Genomic DNA, 16227 nt, shown 5'->3' with positions numbered 1-16227 from the left:
ACCTGCTTTTTTTTGTTATTTTCCTACTGATGCCCATTTGAAGCTTACTTCGCCACCATACTTATGGTTGTACATATCTTTAATTGTTTCTCTTTGTAAATATGCTCTACCACGTTGATATACTGGAACAATCGCAGCGTCATCAAGTAACATTTTTTCTGCTTCAAGTAAGTTTTTCCAACGAGCATTTACGTCGCTTCCATCTTTCTTCGCTTTCATAATAATCTCATCGTACTTCGGATTAGAATACTTCATTTTATTTTGTGCCCCATCAGTTACGAACATATCAAGATATGTAACTGGATCTGGGAAGTCTGCACTCCATCCAGAGAATGACATTACAAAGTCGCCCGCATCTTCTAATTTTAGTTTTTGCGCGAATGGTTGTTGTTTAATTTTCACTGTTAAACCTGGTAAATTCTTTTCTAACTCACCTTTTAAATATTCACCAGTTTTCTTCGATAATTCAACGTCTTCATTTAATAGCTCTAATTCAATTTCGTTTTTACCAAGCTCTTTTTTACCAGCTTCCCAATACTTTTTCGCTTCTTTTACATTTGGTTTTACAATATCTCCATTTTCAACACGGAAATCTTTTTTATCCGGTCCTTTAATGAAATTGTCAGGAATTAATCCCGTCGCTGGCTTAGAACCGTTATTTAATAATGTATCAACGAATGGTTTACGGTCAAAACCAAGAGAAATTGCTTTACGAATATTTTTATTTGCTAAAGCTGGGTCTTTTTGATTTAAGCGAAGGAAGAATACAGATGTATCTTCTACCGTTTTGAAATCTGGTTTTCCTTTATATTTATCGATGAACTCTGCTAATAACGTCGCTCGATCGACTGCGTTTGTTTCATATAAATTAATTGGCGTAGACGTATCTTTTACAATATTAAAGTTTACTTCCTCAAGCTTCACTTCTTTATTGTCCCAATATGATGAGCTCTTTGTCATTTTGAAGCTACGTTCATGTTGCCAATCACTTAATGTAAATGGTCCGTTATAAAGTGTTGTATTTGCTTCTAAACCAAACTTCGCCCCTTGCTCTTTCACATACTTTTCATTAACAGGATAGAAGATCGGATAGACCATTAAATCAACAAGATATGGAATAGAATTATCTAATTCTACTTCTAGTGTATGATCATCAATCGCTTTTACACCTAATTGGTCTGGACTCATCTCTTTTTTATTAATTTTCTCAGCATTTTTTATATCGTACATAATGTACGCCGATTTCGCAGCTGTATCTGGATTAATTGCTCTTTGCCATGCATACACGAAATCTTTCGCCGTTACAGGTTCACCATTTGACCATTTTGCATCTTCACGTAATTTAAATGTATACTTTTTACCGTCTTCTGACTTTTGGAATTCCTTCGCTACACCTGGAACTAATTTATCGTCTTTCCCAAGGCGGTATAGGCCTTCCATCGTATTGTTCATTACTTTTGAAGAAACTGCATCAGCTGATAACGCTGGGTCCATCGTTGGAATTTCTTGTGTTTCAATTAAGTTAATAACTTGCTTCGCACCGCTTTTCCCGCTATCCCCTTTTGCGTTCGCTTGCGGTTCATCTTTTTGGTAGCCACATGCCCCTAAAATCATGCTCATTGCTACTGTTGATGCTACAAAAACTGGTATCTTTTTTTTCATACTTCCACCCTCCAAAAAAAATGTTAGCCCTTTCATTTTCAAACAGAAAGAAATATATATATGTTCTAATAATTCGTATTATACACACAAATATATTCTTTGTATATTTATATTTCTATTTTATTAAAATTTTCTGTTAACACCACGTGCATTTGTAAACGTTTCACACTGCGTTTTTATTGAACTAAAGTGTTAAAAATGACCATTTTTATACTTTTCTAAATTATCAGAGAAAAATAAATTTTATATTCTATAATATCTTGTGCATAATTATTCCTCCTTTTTTGTCATAAAATGAAGGTTTATTCATATTGAAAATATGTAGGCTAAAATAAGTGCAAAGGATATGAAAGTGTGTTACGATACACTTTGCTAAAAATAGATATCGGTAAAGAGGGGACGGACATGACAGCAATTCGCTCAAAAAACGGGCCAACAGAGAAATTAAGTTTATTCTTATTAACATGGCCTATTTTTCTAGAAGTTTTTCTTTTTATGCTGATGGGGATCGCTGATACTTTCATGTTAAGTGCATTATCAGACGATGCTGTATCTGGGGTTGGTGCAGCGAATCAATACCTTCATATCGCGATTTTAGTACTAGAAGTCATAGGAAATGGTGCAGCTATCGTTGTATCCCAATACCTCGGTTCTAAACGCTTTATGGAAGCATCAAAAATATCAGCATTAGCCGTCACATTAAATTTAGTGGTCGGACTCATTATAAGCGCTGGTTTTCTTTTATTTTCAAAACATATGATGATGGCAATGAATTTACAAGGCGATGTACTAACGTATGCACAAAGCTATCTATCCATCGTCGGAGGAGCTATTTTCCTTCAAGCTATTATTAACTCATTAGCCGCAATTATCCGCGTTCACGGCTTTACAAAGCAAGCGATGTTTGTTTCGCTTGGAATGAATATTATTCATATCGCCGGAAACTACGTACTTATTTTCGGGAAATTCGGTTTCCCTGAACTTGGTGTGCAAGGAGCCGCGATTTCTTCCGCTGTCAGCCGGTTAATCGCACTTATCGTTTTCTTCTGGTTACTGTACCGCGTTATGGAATACCGTGTGAAATTACAATATTACTTCACTTTATCAAAAGAATACGTTGGCAAAATTTTAAAGATCGGCATTCCATCTGCATTCGAACAAGTCATGTATCAAGCTTGTCAAATTGTCTTCTTATATTACGCAACATACTTAGGTACGGAATCGTTAGCTGCAAGACAATACGCTACTAACATTTCCATGTTCACTTATTTATTCGCCATTGCTATCGGTATGGGAACAGCTATTATCGTTGGACGCCTAGTTGGCGGAAATGAAAAGGATGAAGCTTACACACGCGTATGGAAAAGTGTACAATGGGCGATTGGTGTAACTTTATTTATGGTCATGCTCGTTGTTACATTCCGCACACAATTAATGGGACTATTTACGGATAATCCTCATATTATCGCTCTAGGGGCAAGCGTTCTTTTACTAAGTGTACTACTTGAAACAGGACGGACGATGAACATCGTCATCATTAATTCACTTCGTGCAGCTGGCGATGCAAAATACCCTGTTTTAATCGGCGCATTCTCCATGGTGTTAATGAGCTTACCACTCGGTTACTTTTTCGCCTTCCATTTAGACATGGGGCTCGTTGGTATTTGGCTAGCGATCGCTATCGATGAATGGACGCGGGCGATTATTATGTTCTTCCGATGGAGAAGTAGATCGTGGGAAAGTTATGCACTTGTTAAACCTGATGAGCAAGATAAGAGCGTTTCTGTTCAAGCGCAATAAAATAAAAGTGTTTCTAAATGAAGAAAAGGCGGCTGATTTCAGTCGCCTTTTTCTTCATTCTCGGAAACTCTTACTTCGCTGTCTTTAAACAGAAAAAGAACTTGGATAAAATCGCTTTATACTAACTTAAGTTTAACTAGTATAAAAAAATAGAGCCATCCTTCTGTAATAGAAGAATGGCTCTACTTTTTTATTGATAGATTTCTTTATATTTCTTATACTCTGCTTCAGAACATAATACAAAATGTCCTGGGCGAATTTCGCGCATTGTTGGCACTTCACTACCATAATCATGCTGCGATGGGTCGTATACGATACGTTTACGATTGCGCTCATAATCTGGATCTGGAAGTGGAATTGCTGATAGTAGTGATTTTGTATATGGATGCATTGGATTCGCATATAACTCTTCACTTGTTGTCAGCTCAACGATTTGACCACGGTACATTACACCAATGCGATCACTAATGTATTTTACCATCGATAAATCATGGGCGATGAATAAGTATGTTAAACCTTTTTCTCTTTGTAACTGTTTCAGTAAGTTTACAACTTGCGCCTGAATCGATACGTCAAGTGCTGAGATTGGTTCATCAGCAATGATAAATTCAGGTTCTACAGCTAGCGCACGAGCGATACCGATACGTTGACGTTGTCCGCCTGAGAATTCATGCGGGAAACGATTCGCGTGCTCTTTATTTAAACCAACTGTATTTAACAGCTCGTGAACACGGTCCATACGCTCTTTTTTACCTTTTGCTAGTCCGTGAATATCAATACCTTCTGCGATAATATCCCCTACTGTCATACGAGGATTTAATGATGCATATGGATCTTGGAAAATCATTTGCATTTTACGGTTGAACTTCTTAAGTTCTGCGCGTGATTTTTTCCCATGTACATTTTCACCATCGAACAACACTTCACCGGCAGTTGCATCGTATAAACGAATGATCGTTCTTCCAGTTGTTGACTTACCACAACCAGATTCTCCTACAAGTCCAAATGTTTCACCGCGGTAAATATCAAATGAAATATCATTAACTGCTTTAACAACACCACCACTCACATCAAAGTGTTGTTTCACATTTTTTACTTCAATTAATTTCTCACGTTGTTTAGTCATGTTGTTCACCTGCTTTCATTTGAAGAATACGTTTTTCAACAACTGCTGGTGGTTTTACTTCTGGCGCTTGCTCATGAAGTAACCAAGTTGCCGCATAATGTGTATCACTTACTTTAAATAAAGGTGGTTCCATTTCAAAATCAATTTTCAGTGCCTGTGGGTTACGTGGTGCAAAAGCATCACCCTTTGGCGGTTTTAATAAGTCTGGAGGCGTTCCTGGAATCGCATATAGCTCGTCCTCTGAACCATCTAAGCTTGGCATAGATGCGATTAAGCCCCATGTGTATGGATGTTGTGGATTGTAGAAAATTTCATCAACAGTTCCAATTTCAACAACTTTACCAGCGTACATAACCGCAACTCGGTCTGCAACGTTTGCCACTACACCTAAGTCATGCGTAATGAAAATGATTGCTGCTTCTGTTTTTTGCTGAATGTCCTTCATAAGCTCTAAAATTTGCGCCTGAATTGTAACGTCTAGAGCCGTTGTCGGCTCATCGGCAATTAATAATTTCGGATTACAAGCTAACGCCATAGCAATAACTACACGCTGTCTCATACCACCTGAGAATTGGTGAGGATATTGTTTTAAACGAGCTTCTGGATTTGGAATACCTACAAGGTCAATTAATTCTAAAGCGACTTTACGTGCATCCGCTTTACTCATCCCTTGGTGTTTAATAAGACCTTCCATAATTTGATTTCCAATTGTCATCGTTGGGTTTAATGATGTCATTGGATCTTGGAAAATCATCGCAATATCTTTACCGCGTACTTGCTGCATTTCTTTTTCCGTTAATTTCGTTAAATCACGACCGTCAAATACAATCTCTCCATTTTTAATACGGCCTGGAGGATTCGGGATTAATCCCATTAGCGCTTTAGAAGTAACTGATTTCCCAGAACCAGACTCTCCTACAATCGCTAATGTTTCCCCTTTTTTCAAATCAAAAGTAACTCCGCGCACTGCTTGTACTTCACCTGCATGTGTATCAAAGGAGACTTGTAAATCTTTTACCTCTAACAATGTTTTCATTTTTACTTCTCCCTCCTCGTTTACTTACGCATTTTTGGATCTAACGCATCGCGTAATCCATCTGCCATTAAGTTGAATGCTAGAATTAACATACTGATGACAACCGCAGGGATGAACATCATGTGTGGATACGTTTGAATTGATTTATATCCATCATTTACAAGAGAACCAAGTGATGCGAATGGTGGCTGAATTCCTAAACCGATGAAGCTTAAGAATGCCTCACCAAACACCGCTGATGGAATTGTAAACATTGTCATTACGATAATTGGTCCCATAACGTTTGGAATTAAGTGTTTCACAATTAATTGTGTATTTGTTGCACCTAATGTACGAGACGCTAATACATACTCTTGGTTTTTTAACTTTAAGATTTGTCCACGAACAATCCGCGACATCCCTATCCAACCTGTAATCGCCATTGCGAGTGTGATTGACCAAATACCAGATCCCATAATGATTACCATTAAAATAACGATGATTAAGTATGGAATACCATTAATAATCTCCATAATACGTTGCATAATATTATCTACTCTACCGCCGTAGAATGCTGAAATACCCCCGTATGCAACCCCAATTACTAGGTCAATTGCTGCTGCTAAAAGAGCGATATATAATGATACGCGTGTACCTTCCCATGTTCTTGTCCATAAGTCACGGCCAAGATCATCTGTACCAAACCAGAAGTACTCTTTAATATCACGTTTTGCATATTGGTCAACACCATATTGATCTGTGCCGTCAAATGGTAACCAATGAATATTTTCAATCACTGGAATTTTCGGTGGCATTTTCGCACGACCTAAATCCTGCTCTTTATAAGAATGTTTACTTACCATCGGTCCAAAAATTGCTAGTAGTACAATAATGCTCAATAATACTAAACCCAACATCGCGCCTTTATGTTGGAACAAGCGTCTTCGTACATCTTGCCAAAACGTTAAGCTTGGACGGGCAATGACTTCATTATCAACATTATTTTGATTGGCTTGTTGAAATAAATCTGGAGATAATTTTTGTACATCTTTCATCATTTTTTCCCTCCCGCTAAACGAATACGAGGATCAATAATTCCGTATAAAATATCGACAATGAAAATAACTACGATGAAGATCGCACTATAGAAAATTGTAGTTCCCATAATAACTGTATAGTCATTCACTGTAATAGATTTAACGAACTGTTCCCCAAGTCCTGGTACAGCATAAATTTGCTCGATAACAAGTGTTCCTGTAATTAATGCAGCAACCATTGGTCCTAAAATTGTTACAACTGGAATTAACGCGTTACGAAGTGCGTGTTTGACAATGATAACGCCTTGACTAATTCCTTTTGCTTTCGCTGTTAAAATATAATCAGACTGCATAACTTCAATTAATTCTGCACGAGAGAAACGTGCGATTGTTGCGATAACTCCCATCGATAATGCAATTGTAGGCATTACTGTAAACTCTGGTCCTTTCCAGAACGCTACTGGGAACCAGCCAAGTTTTACCCCTACGAAATATTGTAGTAATGCGGCGAATACGAACGATGGTACCGACATCCCGAGTACCGAAATAACTGTTGCACTATAATCGACCCACGTATTATTACGAAGTGCCGCAACAATTCCTAAAAGTAAACCGATAAATGTTCCTAATATAATCGCTTGTAAACCAAGTTGTGCTGATGGTCCAATGCGATCCACAATCATGTCTGTTACTGGGCGGTTATCATATTGGAATGATACCCCTAAATCACCTTGCGCTAAGTTACCTAAGTAACGTGCATATTGAACTGGTACTGGATCATTTAATCCATATTTTTCAAGAATGATTTCTTTTTGTGCCGGTGATAGCTTCTCCTGGTTTTTAAGCGGAGAACCCGGTAGTAATTTCATCAAAAAGAAAGTCAGTGTAGTAATTAAAAATAATGTCAAAGCCATGTACACGAAACGTTTTAATACATAACGTCCCATAGTCAAGCACCTCCCCGTTTTTCTCAAAAGCAATAAGATAGTTTAAAATATTCTTACTTTTATTTTTTAAAATAAGAGCATATGCCCATCATAGGCATATACCCTTGTAAACGATGGAAAAAAGATTATTTTTGTTCAACAGATGCCCATTTGTAAGTTAATCTACCACCATAGTTAATTGGGATAATATCTTTTACGGCACCTTTTACCACATATGCTGAACCTTTTTGGAAGATCGGAGTAATAACTGCATCCTCTTTAATTAATATTTTCTCTACTTCTAAAAGGTTGTTCCAGCGAGCTTGTAAATCTTTTGTATCTGTTTTTGCTTTTAGAATTAGCTCATCATATTTCGGATTAGAATATCCTGTTTTATTTTGTGAACCATTCGTAACAAACATATCTAAATATGAGACTGGATCTGGGAAGTCTGGACCCCAAATACCAAACGCCATATCATATTCTTGAGAGTCTTCTAACTTATTTTTTTGTGCGAATGGCTGCTGTTTAATTTTGATCGTTAAACCAGGTAAGTTCTTTTCCATCTCACCTTTTAAGAATTCGCCAATTTTTTTCGCATCTTCATTATCGAAGCTTAAGAATTCTAGTTCAATTTTATCAGTGCCAAGCTCTTTCTTTGCTGTTTCCCAAAGTTTTTTCGCTTCTTTTGAATCCGTTTCAACTAGATTTCCATTTTCAGCACGGAAGTCTTTTTTATTCGGACCTTCAGCGAAATCTTTTCCAACAAATCCGTAAGCACCGATTGCGCCGTTGTTTAAAATAACTTTTGCAATGTTATCACGGTCAAAGGACATTGAAATTGCTTTTCTTAAGTTTTTATTACTCAAATACTTATTATTTTGATTAAATCTTAAGTAGGCAACTCCAGCTTCTTTTCGTGTTTGGAACTCTGGAGTTTGTCTAAATTTATCAACAAATTCCGATGTTAGAGCCGCACGATCAATCGAATTTGTCTCATATAAATTTACATCAGTCGATGTATTTTTCACAATATTGAAATTTATCTCTTCGATTTTAACCGTCTTGTTATCCCAATATGATGGGTTCTTCTTAAATTGGAAGCTTTGTTCATGTTTCCAATCACTCATAACGAATGGCCCGTTATATAATGTTGTATTTGCCTCTAAACCAAACTTATCACCTTGTGATTTCACAAAGTTCTCATTTAGTGGGTAGAACACCGGATAAACCGTTAAATCAATAAAGTAAGGAACGGGATTGTCTAATTCCACTTCTAATGTATAATCATCAATCGCCTTTACACCTAATTGGTCAGCAGGTAATTCTTTTTTATGAATTTTTTCTGCATTTTTAATATCGAACATAATGTATGAATACGTCGCTTTTGTATCTGGATTTACTGCTCTTTTCCATGAATACACAAAGTCTTTCGCTGTTACAGGTTCCCCATTCGACCATTTCGCATCTTTTCTTAACTTAAATATGTATTTCTTCCCATCATCTAGCTTTTGGACATCTTCAGCAATCCCAGGCATTCTCTTTTGATCTTTGCCAGTACGATATAAACCTTCCATCGTATTATTTAATGCTGTTGAAGATGCAGAATCTGATGCTAACGATGCATCCATTGATGGAATTTCAGATAACTCTGTTAAATTAAGAATCTGTTTTCCGTTACTACTACTAGTAGTGTTTTCTTTTCCTTTTGCTTTAGCGTCCTCTTTCTGGTAGCTACACGCGCCAAGCAACATACTTGCCGTTAAAGTTGATGCAAGTATTAACGGTATCTTTTTCTTCATGTTGTGTTGCCTCCCCTAATTGCACTTACTGTACCCTCACTTGTAGAAAAGTAGAATTGAAAGAATAATCTCCAAGTTTCTACAATTTTCATTATACATATAATATGACGATTGTGAATATAGTTTTTTGTTTTTTTGTTAAAATTTTTAATAAAATGTTTATATTTTAAATTTTTTGTAAAGGGATACGGTAACATTGCTACCATCATCTTGAAATTAGAACCTCAATTGCGTATAATTTTCAAAAAATTATTTATATTACTTATTATAACTTTTATAGTATAATAATTCTAGTAATATTTTGACGGAGGGGAATATTTTGAATAAAGTTTTTTTTCATACTTGTATACTATTTTTGGTTGCGATAATCGCTTCTAGTGTGGGCGCATTCCTCGTTTCATCTCATTTTTTGTTGAATTTTGTCAACATCTCATTCTATATTGCATTGTTTTTTATTCTTATAGGTGGTTTTTTATTCATATTTCAAAACGGATTTTTTAACGTAACAATTTACGCATTCCAAAGAGTATTTGGTACGAATAAAAAAATTGACTCTTTAATTGAAGAAGCAGAGGAACCTATCGATAAGAAAGAACGTATTTATAAAACATATTCATTCAAATGGACGTATCCGATTTGTATTACCGGTATCGTACTTGGGTTGTTCTCGATCCTCATTAGCTTTACTATTTTGATGTAGTTTGCAAACACTATTCCATATGATATAATAATCAGCAAAACATTTTGTTATAAAACTTTAGTCCTTTCATATAAAAGGGCTCAGTTAACAATAAATAAATTTATATGTATGCGATGATAAAGAAGAGTACATATTGGGGCAATTTCAGAGAGCTTGTGGCTGGTGTGAACAAGTAATTGTACAGTATGGAATGGGCTTTTGAGCACCAAACCGAACCGAAAGTAGTAGGCTTTGGCGTTATATCCAGACGTTATTATGGATCTTGAGAGATTTCACAGCTGTGAAATAATTAGGGTGGTACCGCGGTCCATTCGTCCCTATGTAATTTGGGATGAATGGGCTTTTTTGTATGCCTTCTCTTCCCCATCGCACATTCAATTTTAGGAGGAATTACTTATGTCAGTTATCTTTTCTGGTATTCAGCCAAGCGGAACAATTACACTTGGAAACTATTTAGGAGCTATGAAGCAATTTACAGAGCTTCAAAATGAACACGACTGTTATTTCTGTATTGTAAACCAACATGCGATTACAGTACCTCAAGATCCCGTACAACTTCGTAAAAACATTCGCAGTCTTGCTGCACTTTATGTAGCATGTGGCATCGATCCTGAAAAAGCTACTTTATTTGTACAATCAGAAGTACCAGCACACGCTCAACTAGGATGGATTATGCAATCAGTTGCTTACGTTGGAGAATTAGAGCGTATGACGCAATATAAAGATAAATCTTCTGGTAGAGATTCAGTTCCAGCTGGATTACTAACGTATCCACCATTAATGGCTGCTGATATTTTACTTTACAACACTGAAATCGTACCTGTTGGTGATGATCAAAAACAACATATGGAATTAACACGCGACCTAGCAGAGCGTTTCAACAAACGCTTCCGTGAAGTGTTCACTGTTCCTGAAATTCGTATTCCAAAAGTAGGAGCTCGCGTTATGTCATTAACAGAACCTACGAAAAAAATGAGTAAATCTGATCCGAATCCAAAAGCAATGATCAGTATGCTTGATGAACCAAAAACAATTGAAAAGAAAATTAAAAGTGCTGTAACTGATTCTGAAGGTATCGTGAAATTTGATAAAGAAAACAAACCTGGAATCTCTAACTTATTAACAATCTACTCTTCATTCTCTGGAAAAACAGTTGAAGAAATAGAAGCAATGTACGAAGGAAAAGGATACGGAGACTTCAAAGGCGACCTAGCACAAGTAGTCGTAGAAGCAATTCGTCCAATCCAAGACAAATATAACGAACTAATCAACTCACCAGAACTAGACGAAATTCTAGACAAAGGTGCAGAAAAAGCAAACCGCGTTGCATTCAAACAACTACGCAAAGTAGAAAACGCAATGGGATTAAGTAGAAAACGTAGGTAACTTATAAAGCGGAGGCAGCTCGTTCAGCTCTGACTGGCTAAGGTTCTTTCGCATAGAAGACGCTTTTTGTCTTCTTATGCGGAAGGTTCTTAGACACGAAGAGCTTGCCGCTGGAGCTAAGTTACAACAAATTAAAAAAACCGCCAATTGGCGGTTTTTTTAATTTACCTTCTGCTCATTTTCCATTTCCCATAACTTTTCAAAAAACGGCTGTCCTTTTACAAGGCGCTCACATAATTGCTCGTGCTTCTCAGACCATCCAGTTTTCGCTTCATCATAAAGTTTAGCCCAAACATCTTCAAACTCCATATGTTGGACCATTCCGTACGCTGATGGATCCCACTCTGTGAACCAATAGCGAATTTCAGCTGGATTTTTCGTTGTATGTAATTGATCTAATGCCATAAATAATAATTGTTTTAACTGTCTTTCTTTACGAGTTAGGCCGTTCATAATGAAAGGCGACGGCGATAAAATATGATGTTCTTTTTCAATCTCTTCCACTTGGAACTCATACTTTTCTGCTTGCACATTCTCTACCATCTCATATACCATCTGTTCTTGACGCGGTATAAGCCTACTTTTTCTAATTGGCACATTATAGCCGATTGAATCAATCGCAATAATTCCTTTTCCATCTGTAACTACAAAACAATATTCTTGTTGCAAACGTTCGTGATTTTTACGAATATAAGCCTTATGATATACGTCTTCCAATAATTTTTGCGGAAGCTCTAATAATTCGTTCTCGATGTAATGATATAATGTGGCATCTACTTTTAATAATGGCACTTGATCTAATAGCTCAATCGTATCATCTTTCCGCCATTCGTAAAAATGACAAACGTTATACCCATTCTCTTCACCTTCAAACCAATTTACCCATACATCATGTAGATATAACATTCACTACCCCTCACTTCACTACTGTTTGTACCAATCATTATGTTCAGTTTTGCTTAACTTTATTCCACTTGAGGAAATATATTCTAATTATTATTTTTTCTTCTATAATATTAAAAAAACAGGAGATAGCTCCCCTGTTTTTCATGAAACATGAAATGTATTTGCTTTATTCAATATTTCTTTCGCATCTATAGATAATAAAGAAAGTGTATTTTCTCCTTCAAATGCTACACAATCTTTCACAATATGAAATCCAAGTGCATAGCCAAGCATTTTCGGATACGAGTGCAGTCCATTTAATAAAACATCATGCTCCCTCGTACCTCTCTTTACGCCTATTCGTTCTTGTATTGAATTCCTCCAATAATAAATAGCATCTTCTTTTGAAATGTAAGTAGTCCACGGTGCACATCTTTTTTCTGTATACCTTTCATACACAGCTTGCTCAGCTAACCCTTCCATAATCATCGTATCAAGTAATGTATACTCTGTTTCTTTCGTCTCAATTTGATGTAACCTACATATATGATGGTATTCATGCGTTAATAAAGCTTTTAGTTCCTCTACTGAATTACGTCCACATACGAATAAGAAAATAACGTGACGCATAGATAAGCCAGCCTTCCCGTTATATTCCTCTTGTACAGTTCGATTGTATGAATCTGATAATAAAATAAAGATAGGGACATCTGGACCTTTTAGCCAACCTTTCAATTTTTCATACTCCATGCTAAGTTCTTTCCAAATTTCTTTCTTCTCTAACTCTTTAATTTCCTGCTCCCCCCGCATTACTGGGCGATACATACCTTTAGAGATTAAAAAGCGATACAGCCTCTCTTTTGGCAATGGAATATACTTTGTAAATTTCTCACAAAGCTTCTCTGGACGTCCATAATACAGATGTAACCATTCTGCCGTTTCAACAACCCCCAACCTTCATCCCTCCTTTTCTTATGTATATGCAAAAAAGAAAGGAACGTAAAGGTGATTAAAAATAAATAAGGTGTCTTTTCGTAATACTTTACGAAAAGACACCTTATTGTACATATTATTTATATGCTTTAAATACTAATACTGCGTTATGACCACCGAATCCTAATGAATTACTTAATACAGCTCGCACTTCTTGATGCCTCGCTGTATTTGGTACGTAATCTAAATCACATTCTGGATCTGGTGTTTCATAGTTAATCGTCGGAGGAATTACTCCGTCTGTAATTGATTTAATAGAGAAGATCGCTTCAACAGCACCAGCTGCTCCTAATAAATGACCTGTCATTGATTTCGTTGAGCTAATCGCTACTTTATATGCATGCTCACCGAAAGTTTCTTTAATTGCCATCGTTTCATACTTTTCATTTGCATCTGTACTTGTACCATGTGCATTAATGTAATCAATATCTTTTGGCTCTAGACCTGCATCAGCTAAAGCTTGACGCATCGCACGAACTCCGCCTTCACCGCCAGGAGCAGGCATTGTAATATGGAACGCATCACCAGTTGCACCGTAACCAGCAATTTCCGCATAAATGTGAGCACCACGTGCTAATGCGTGCTCTAATTCTTCAAGAATAAGAATTCCTGATCCTTCACCCATTACGAAACCGCTACGATTTTTATCGAATGGGCGGCAAGCCGTTGCTGGATCTTCATTGAATGTTAATGCTTTCGCTGAGCTAAACCCAGCGAATGCCATACTTGTTAATGGCGCTTCTGCTCCGCCTGTTATCATCGCATCAGCATCACCGCGCTGGATTACTTTAAACGCATCACCAATTGAGTTTGCTCCAGATGCACAAGCTGTTACAGAGCAAGTATTAATTCCTTTCGCTCCTGTAGCGATTGACACTTGACCTGCTGCCATATCTGGAATCATCATTGGTACGAAGAATGGGCTCACGCGGCGCGGACCTTTTTCAGTAAAAATCTTAAATTGTTCTTCGTATGTTTCCATACCACCAATACCAGAACCAACCCATACACCAATGCGTGGTGCATTTTCTTCTGTAATTTCAAGCTTCGCATCCGCAACTGCCATTTTCGCTGCTGCTACTGCATATTGCGTAAAGCGGTCCATACGGCGCGCTTCTTTTTTATCTATATATTTTTCGACTTCAAAGTCGTTAATTTCTGCTGCTACTTTTGCAGGAATTTGTTCTGAATCTATTCTTGTAAGTCGTCCGATTCCGGATACACCGTTTTTAATGTTTTCCCAAGCTGTTTCAACATCTGTTCCGATCGGTGTAACAGCTCCTAGCCCTGTAATTACGACCCTCTTTTTTTCCATACAAAATACACTCCTTTTTTTCTCTCAGTCCTTATTTACCCCAACGAAGAGCTACTGCTCCCCATGTTAACCCGCCGCCAAAACCGACTAGTATAATTAAATCACCATCTTGAATACGTCCATTTTGCAATTCCTCTACCATTGCAATTGGAATTGAAGAAGCCGATGTATTACCGAACTTTTCAATTGTCATACTCATTTTTTCTTTCGGTAAATTTAATCTTTCTCTTGCAGATTCCATAATACGAATATTCGCTTGATGTGGTACTAAGAAGTCCACATCCTCTTTCGTAAGTCCCGCTTTTTCTAACACGCGAAGACAGGAATCACCAAGTTGGCGAACAGCAAATTTAAAGACTTCTCTGCCGTTCATCATAACATACTCGTCTTGATAAAGATGCTTACCGCCACTTCCGTCCGCTCCTAATTCAAAAGAAAGTACACCTTTTCCTTCCGAAACAGCTCCCATTACGATAGCACCTGCTCCGTCCCCAAATAGTACTGCTGTATTTCGATCGTTCCAGTCTACAATTTTCGATAGTTTGTCACTACCAACTACTAATACATTTTTATAAGTTCCCGTTTGAATAAATTGCTGCGCTGTAATCATTCCGTACATAAAGCCAGCACATGCTGCACTTAAATCCATTGCTGCTGCGTGTTTTGCGCCAATTGCTTCTTGGATTACACAAGCTACTGCTGGGAATGCGCGATCTGGCGTTACTGTTGCCACTAAAATAAGATCGATATCCTCTCCGCTAATCCCGGCATCTTCAAGTGCTTTTTTAGAAGCCTCTACCGCCATATATGAAGTATCTATTGTATCATCGGCAATGCGTCTTTCTGCAATTCCCGTTCTCGTACGAATCCATTCATCAGATGTATCTACGATTTTCTCTAAATCGTGATTTGTGACTACTTTTTCTGGCACATATCTTCCGATCCCTAAAATGCCCACGTTCACATCGCAGCCCTCCGTTTTATATCAATTATTATGACTTGGTACTAATTTTAAAACATAAATGTACTTTTGTCTAGAATATATTTCAGCTAAAAAAATAAGACAGCGTATTACTAACTTTATTTTTCATTAAAAGAAACAGAAAAATCCCTATCCTTTCAAAAGATAAACTTCCCAATACTTTTGACCTTACTCCGCTCGCAACAAAAAAGCCCTTACCGCTTCTATCCACAGCTCGAGCCTCTCTCCCATCAAAAAAGAAGGATTTGGTTTTATTCTTTATCTGCTTTCCCTTCAAAACTAAGACCTTCTCCTCATAACCTTTCCCTTTAACCTCATCATCTCTCTGGTCTTACCTCGCTCGAAATAAAAAAAGGCCCTTACCGCTTCTATCCACGGTTCGAGCCTCTCTTCCATCAAAAAAGAAGGGTTTGGTTTTATTCTTTATCTGCTTTCCCAAGCTCATATGCTTCGCCCATTACTTTCATCAATAGCTCTAACACCGGCTGTGCTTTCTCCATATCAAGTGCAATTCCATTAGAATCTAAAATTGCCTTTGCTTCTGGTAAATGCTTCATTGCGATTTGTAAAAATTGCATACTTTTTTCGTTCATGTAAT

Annotated in this window: 14 protein-coding genes and 1 other annotated feature; of the genes, 3 read left to right on the top strand and 11 right to left on the bottom strand. The window is 37.1% G+C overall.

The window, feature by feature from the left end:
• Positions 1-15: 15 nt before the first annotated feature.
• Positions 16-1662: a peptide ABC transporter substrate-binding protein gene (locus LCF45_RS06085; RefSeq protein ID WP_002125935.1), complete on the bottom strand. Its 1647-nt coding sequence runs from the start codon at positions 1660-1662 to the stop codon at positions 16-18.
• 354 nt (positions 1663-2016) lie between these two features.
• Here LCF45_RS06085 and LCF45_RS06080 point away from each other — a divergent pair, with 354 nt between their 5' ends.
• Positions 2017-3462: an MATE family efflux transporter gene (locus tag LCF45_RS06080; protein ID WP_002125933.1), complete on the top strand. Its 1446-nt coding sequence runs from the start codon at positions 2017-2019 to the stop codon at positions 3460-3462.
• A 190-nt stretch (positions 3463-3652) separates the two neighbouring features.
• On the opposite strand, the gene LCF45_RS06075 is transcribed toward LCF45_RS06080, so the two are convergent.
• The 5 genes from LCF45_RS06075 to LCF45_RS06055 form a co-directional block, all read right to left on the bottom strand.
• Positions 3653-4588, bottom strand: coding sequence for an ABC transporter ATP-binding protein (locus tag LCF45_RS06075; RefSeq protein ID WP_002125930.1), 936 nt, complete (start codon positions 4586-4588; stop codon positions 3653-3655).
• The gene (locus LCF45_RS06070) at positions 4581-5624 is read right to left on the bottom strand and encodes an ABC transporter ATP-binding protein (RefSeq protein ID WP_002125928.1); all 1044 of its coding nucleotides are present in this window, start codon (positions 5622-5624) and stop codon (positions 4581-4583) included. Before LCF45_RS06070 ends, LCF45_RS06075 begins: the two co-directional genes overlap by 8 nt.
• Positions 5625-5644: 20 nt before the next feature.
• On the bottom strand, positions 5645-6661 hold the full coding sequence (opp3C, locus tag LCF45_RS06065; RefSeq protein ID WP_000974104.1) for an oligopeptide ABC transporter permease: 1017 nt from the start codon (positions 6659-6661) through the stop codon (positions 5645-5647).
• A complete protein-coding gene (gene opp3b, locus LCF45_RS06060; protein WP_063226144.1) occupies positions 6658-7587 on the bottom strand; it encodes an oligopeptide ABC transporter permease in 930 nt (309 codons plus the stop codon). The genes opp3C and opp3b overlap by 4 nt, the downstream gene beginning before the upstream one ends.
• 125 nt (positions 7588-7712) lie before the next feature.
• Positions 7713-9368: a peptide ABC transporter substrate-binding protein gene (locus tag LCF45_RS06055; protein ID WP_063226145.1), complete on the bottom strand. Its 1656-nt coding sequence runs from the start codon at positions 9366-9368 to the stop codon at positions 7713-7715.
• Between the two features lie 319 nt (positions 9369-9687).
• Between LCF45_RS06055 and LCF45_RS06050 the strand changes: the two genes are divergently transcribed.
• Both LCF45_RS06050 and trpS read left to right on the top strand, forming a co-directional pair.
• Positions 9688-10068, top strand: coding sequence for a DUF3899 domain-containing protein (locus tag LCF45_RS06050; RefSeq protein ID WP_002125921.1), 381 nt, complete (start codon positions 9688-9690; stop codon positions 10066-10068).
• A gap of 104 nt (positions 10069-10172) precedes the next feature.
• Positions 10173-10390: a binding site (T-box leader), on the top strand.
• Between the two features lie 74 nt (positions 10391-10464).
• Entirely contained in the window at positions 10465-11454 is a 990-nt protein-coding gene (gene trpS / locus LCF45_RS06045; RefSeq protein ID WP_000110999.1) for a tryptophan--tRNA ligase, read from the top strand.
• A gap of 159 nt (positions 11455-11613) precedes the next feature.
• On the opposite strand, the gene LCF45_RS06040 is transcribed toward trpS, so the two are convergent.
• The 5 genes from LCF45_RS06040 to LCF45_RS06020 form a co-directional block, all read right to left on the bottom strand.
• On the bottom strand, positions 11614-12360 hold the full coding sequence (locus LCF45_RS06040; protein WP_002030367.1) for a YjbA family protein: 747 nt from the start codon (positions 12358-12360) through the stop codon (positions 11614-11616).
• Between the two features lie 141 nt (positions 12361-12501).
• Positions 12502-13293, bottom strand: a complete 792-nt coding sequence (locus tag LCF45_RS06035) for a DUF2268 domain-containing putative Zn-dependent protease (RefSeq protein ID WP_002030365.1) — start codon at positions 13291-13293, stop codon at positions 12502-12504.
• 115 nt (positions 13294-13408) lie between these two features.
• Positions 13409-14647: a beta-ketoacyl-ACP synthase II gene (gene fabF, locus LCF45_RS06030; RefSeq protein ID WP_002030364.1), complete on the bottom strand. Its 1239-nt coding sequence runs from the start codon at positions 14645-14647 to the stop codon at positions 13409-13411.
• Positions 14648-14678: 31 nt separating this feature from the next.
• Positions 14679-15611: a beta-ketoacyl-ACP synthase III gene (fabH, locus tag LCF45_RS06025; protein ID WP_001100550.1), complete on the bottom strand. Its 933-nt coding sequence runs from the start codon at positions 15609-15611 to the stop codon at positions 14679-14681.
• Positions 15612-16045: 434 nt separating this feature from the next.
• Complete coding sequence (locus LCF45_RS06020) at positions 16046-16222, bottom strand: ComZ family protein (RefSeq protein ID WP_002011319.1); 177 nt, start codon at positions 16220-16222, stop codon at positions 16046-16048.
• Between the last annotated feature and the right edge of the window lie 5 nt (positions 16223-16227).

Origin of the sequence: Bacillus sp. 41-22, from assembly GCF_025809295.1 — a bacterium.
GTDB lineage: Bacteria > Bacillota > Bacilli > Bacillales > Bacillaceae_G > Bacillus_A > Bacillus_A mycoides.
This window is presented reverse-complemented; position numbering and strand designations above follow the sequence as displayed.

Coding starts and splice junctions, on each gene's coding strand:
- LCF45_RS06085 (WP_002125935.1), bottom strand. CDS start 1,662: ATGAAAAAAAAGATACCAGTTTTTGTAGCATCAACAGTAGCAATGAGC.
- LCF45_RS06075 (WP_002125930.1), bottom strand. CDS start 4,588: ATGACTAAACAACGTGAGAAATTAATTGAAGTAAAAAATGTGAAACAA.
- LCF45_RS06070 (WP_002125928.1), bottom strand. CDS start 5,624: ATGAAAACATTGTTAGAGGTAAAAGATTTACAAGTCTCCTTTGATACA.
- opp3C (WP_000974104.1), bottom strand. CDS start 6,661: ATGATGAAAGATGTACAAAAATTATCTCCAGATTTATTTCAACAAGCC.
- opp3b (WP_063226144.1), bottom strand. CDS start 7,587: ATGGGACGTTATGTATTAAAACGTTTCGTGTACATGGCTTTGACATTA.
- LCF45_RS06055 (WP_063226145.1), bottom strand. CDS start 9,368: ATGAAGAAAAAGATACCGTTAATACTTGCATCAACTTTAACGGCAAGT.
- trpS (WP_000110999.1), top strand. CDS start 10,465: ATGTCAGTTATCTTTTCTGGTATTCAGCCAAGCGGAACAATTACACTT.
- LCF45_RS06040 (WP_002030367.1), bottom strand. CDS start 12,360: ATGTTATATCTACATGATGTATGGGTAAATTGGTTTGAAGGTGAAGAG.
- fabF (WP_002030364.1), bottom strand. CDS start 14,647: ATGGAAAAAAAGAGGGTCGTAATTACAGGGCTAGGAGCTGTTACACCG.
- LCF45_RS06020 (WP_002011319.1), bottom strand. CDS start 16,222: ATGAACGAAAAAAGTATGCAATTTTTACAAATCGCAATGAAGCATTTA.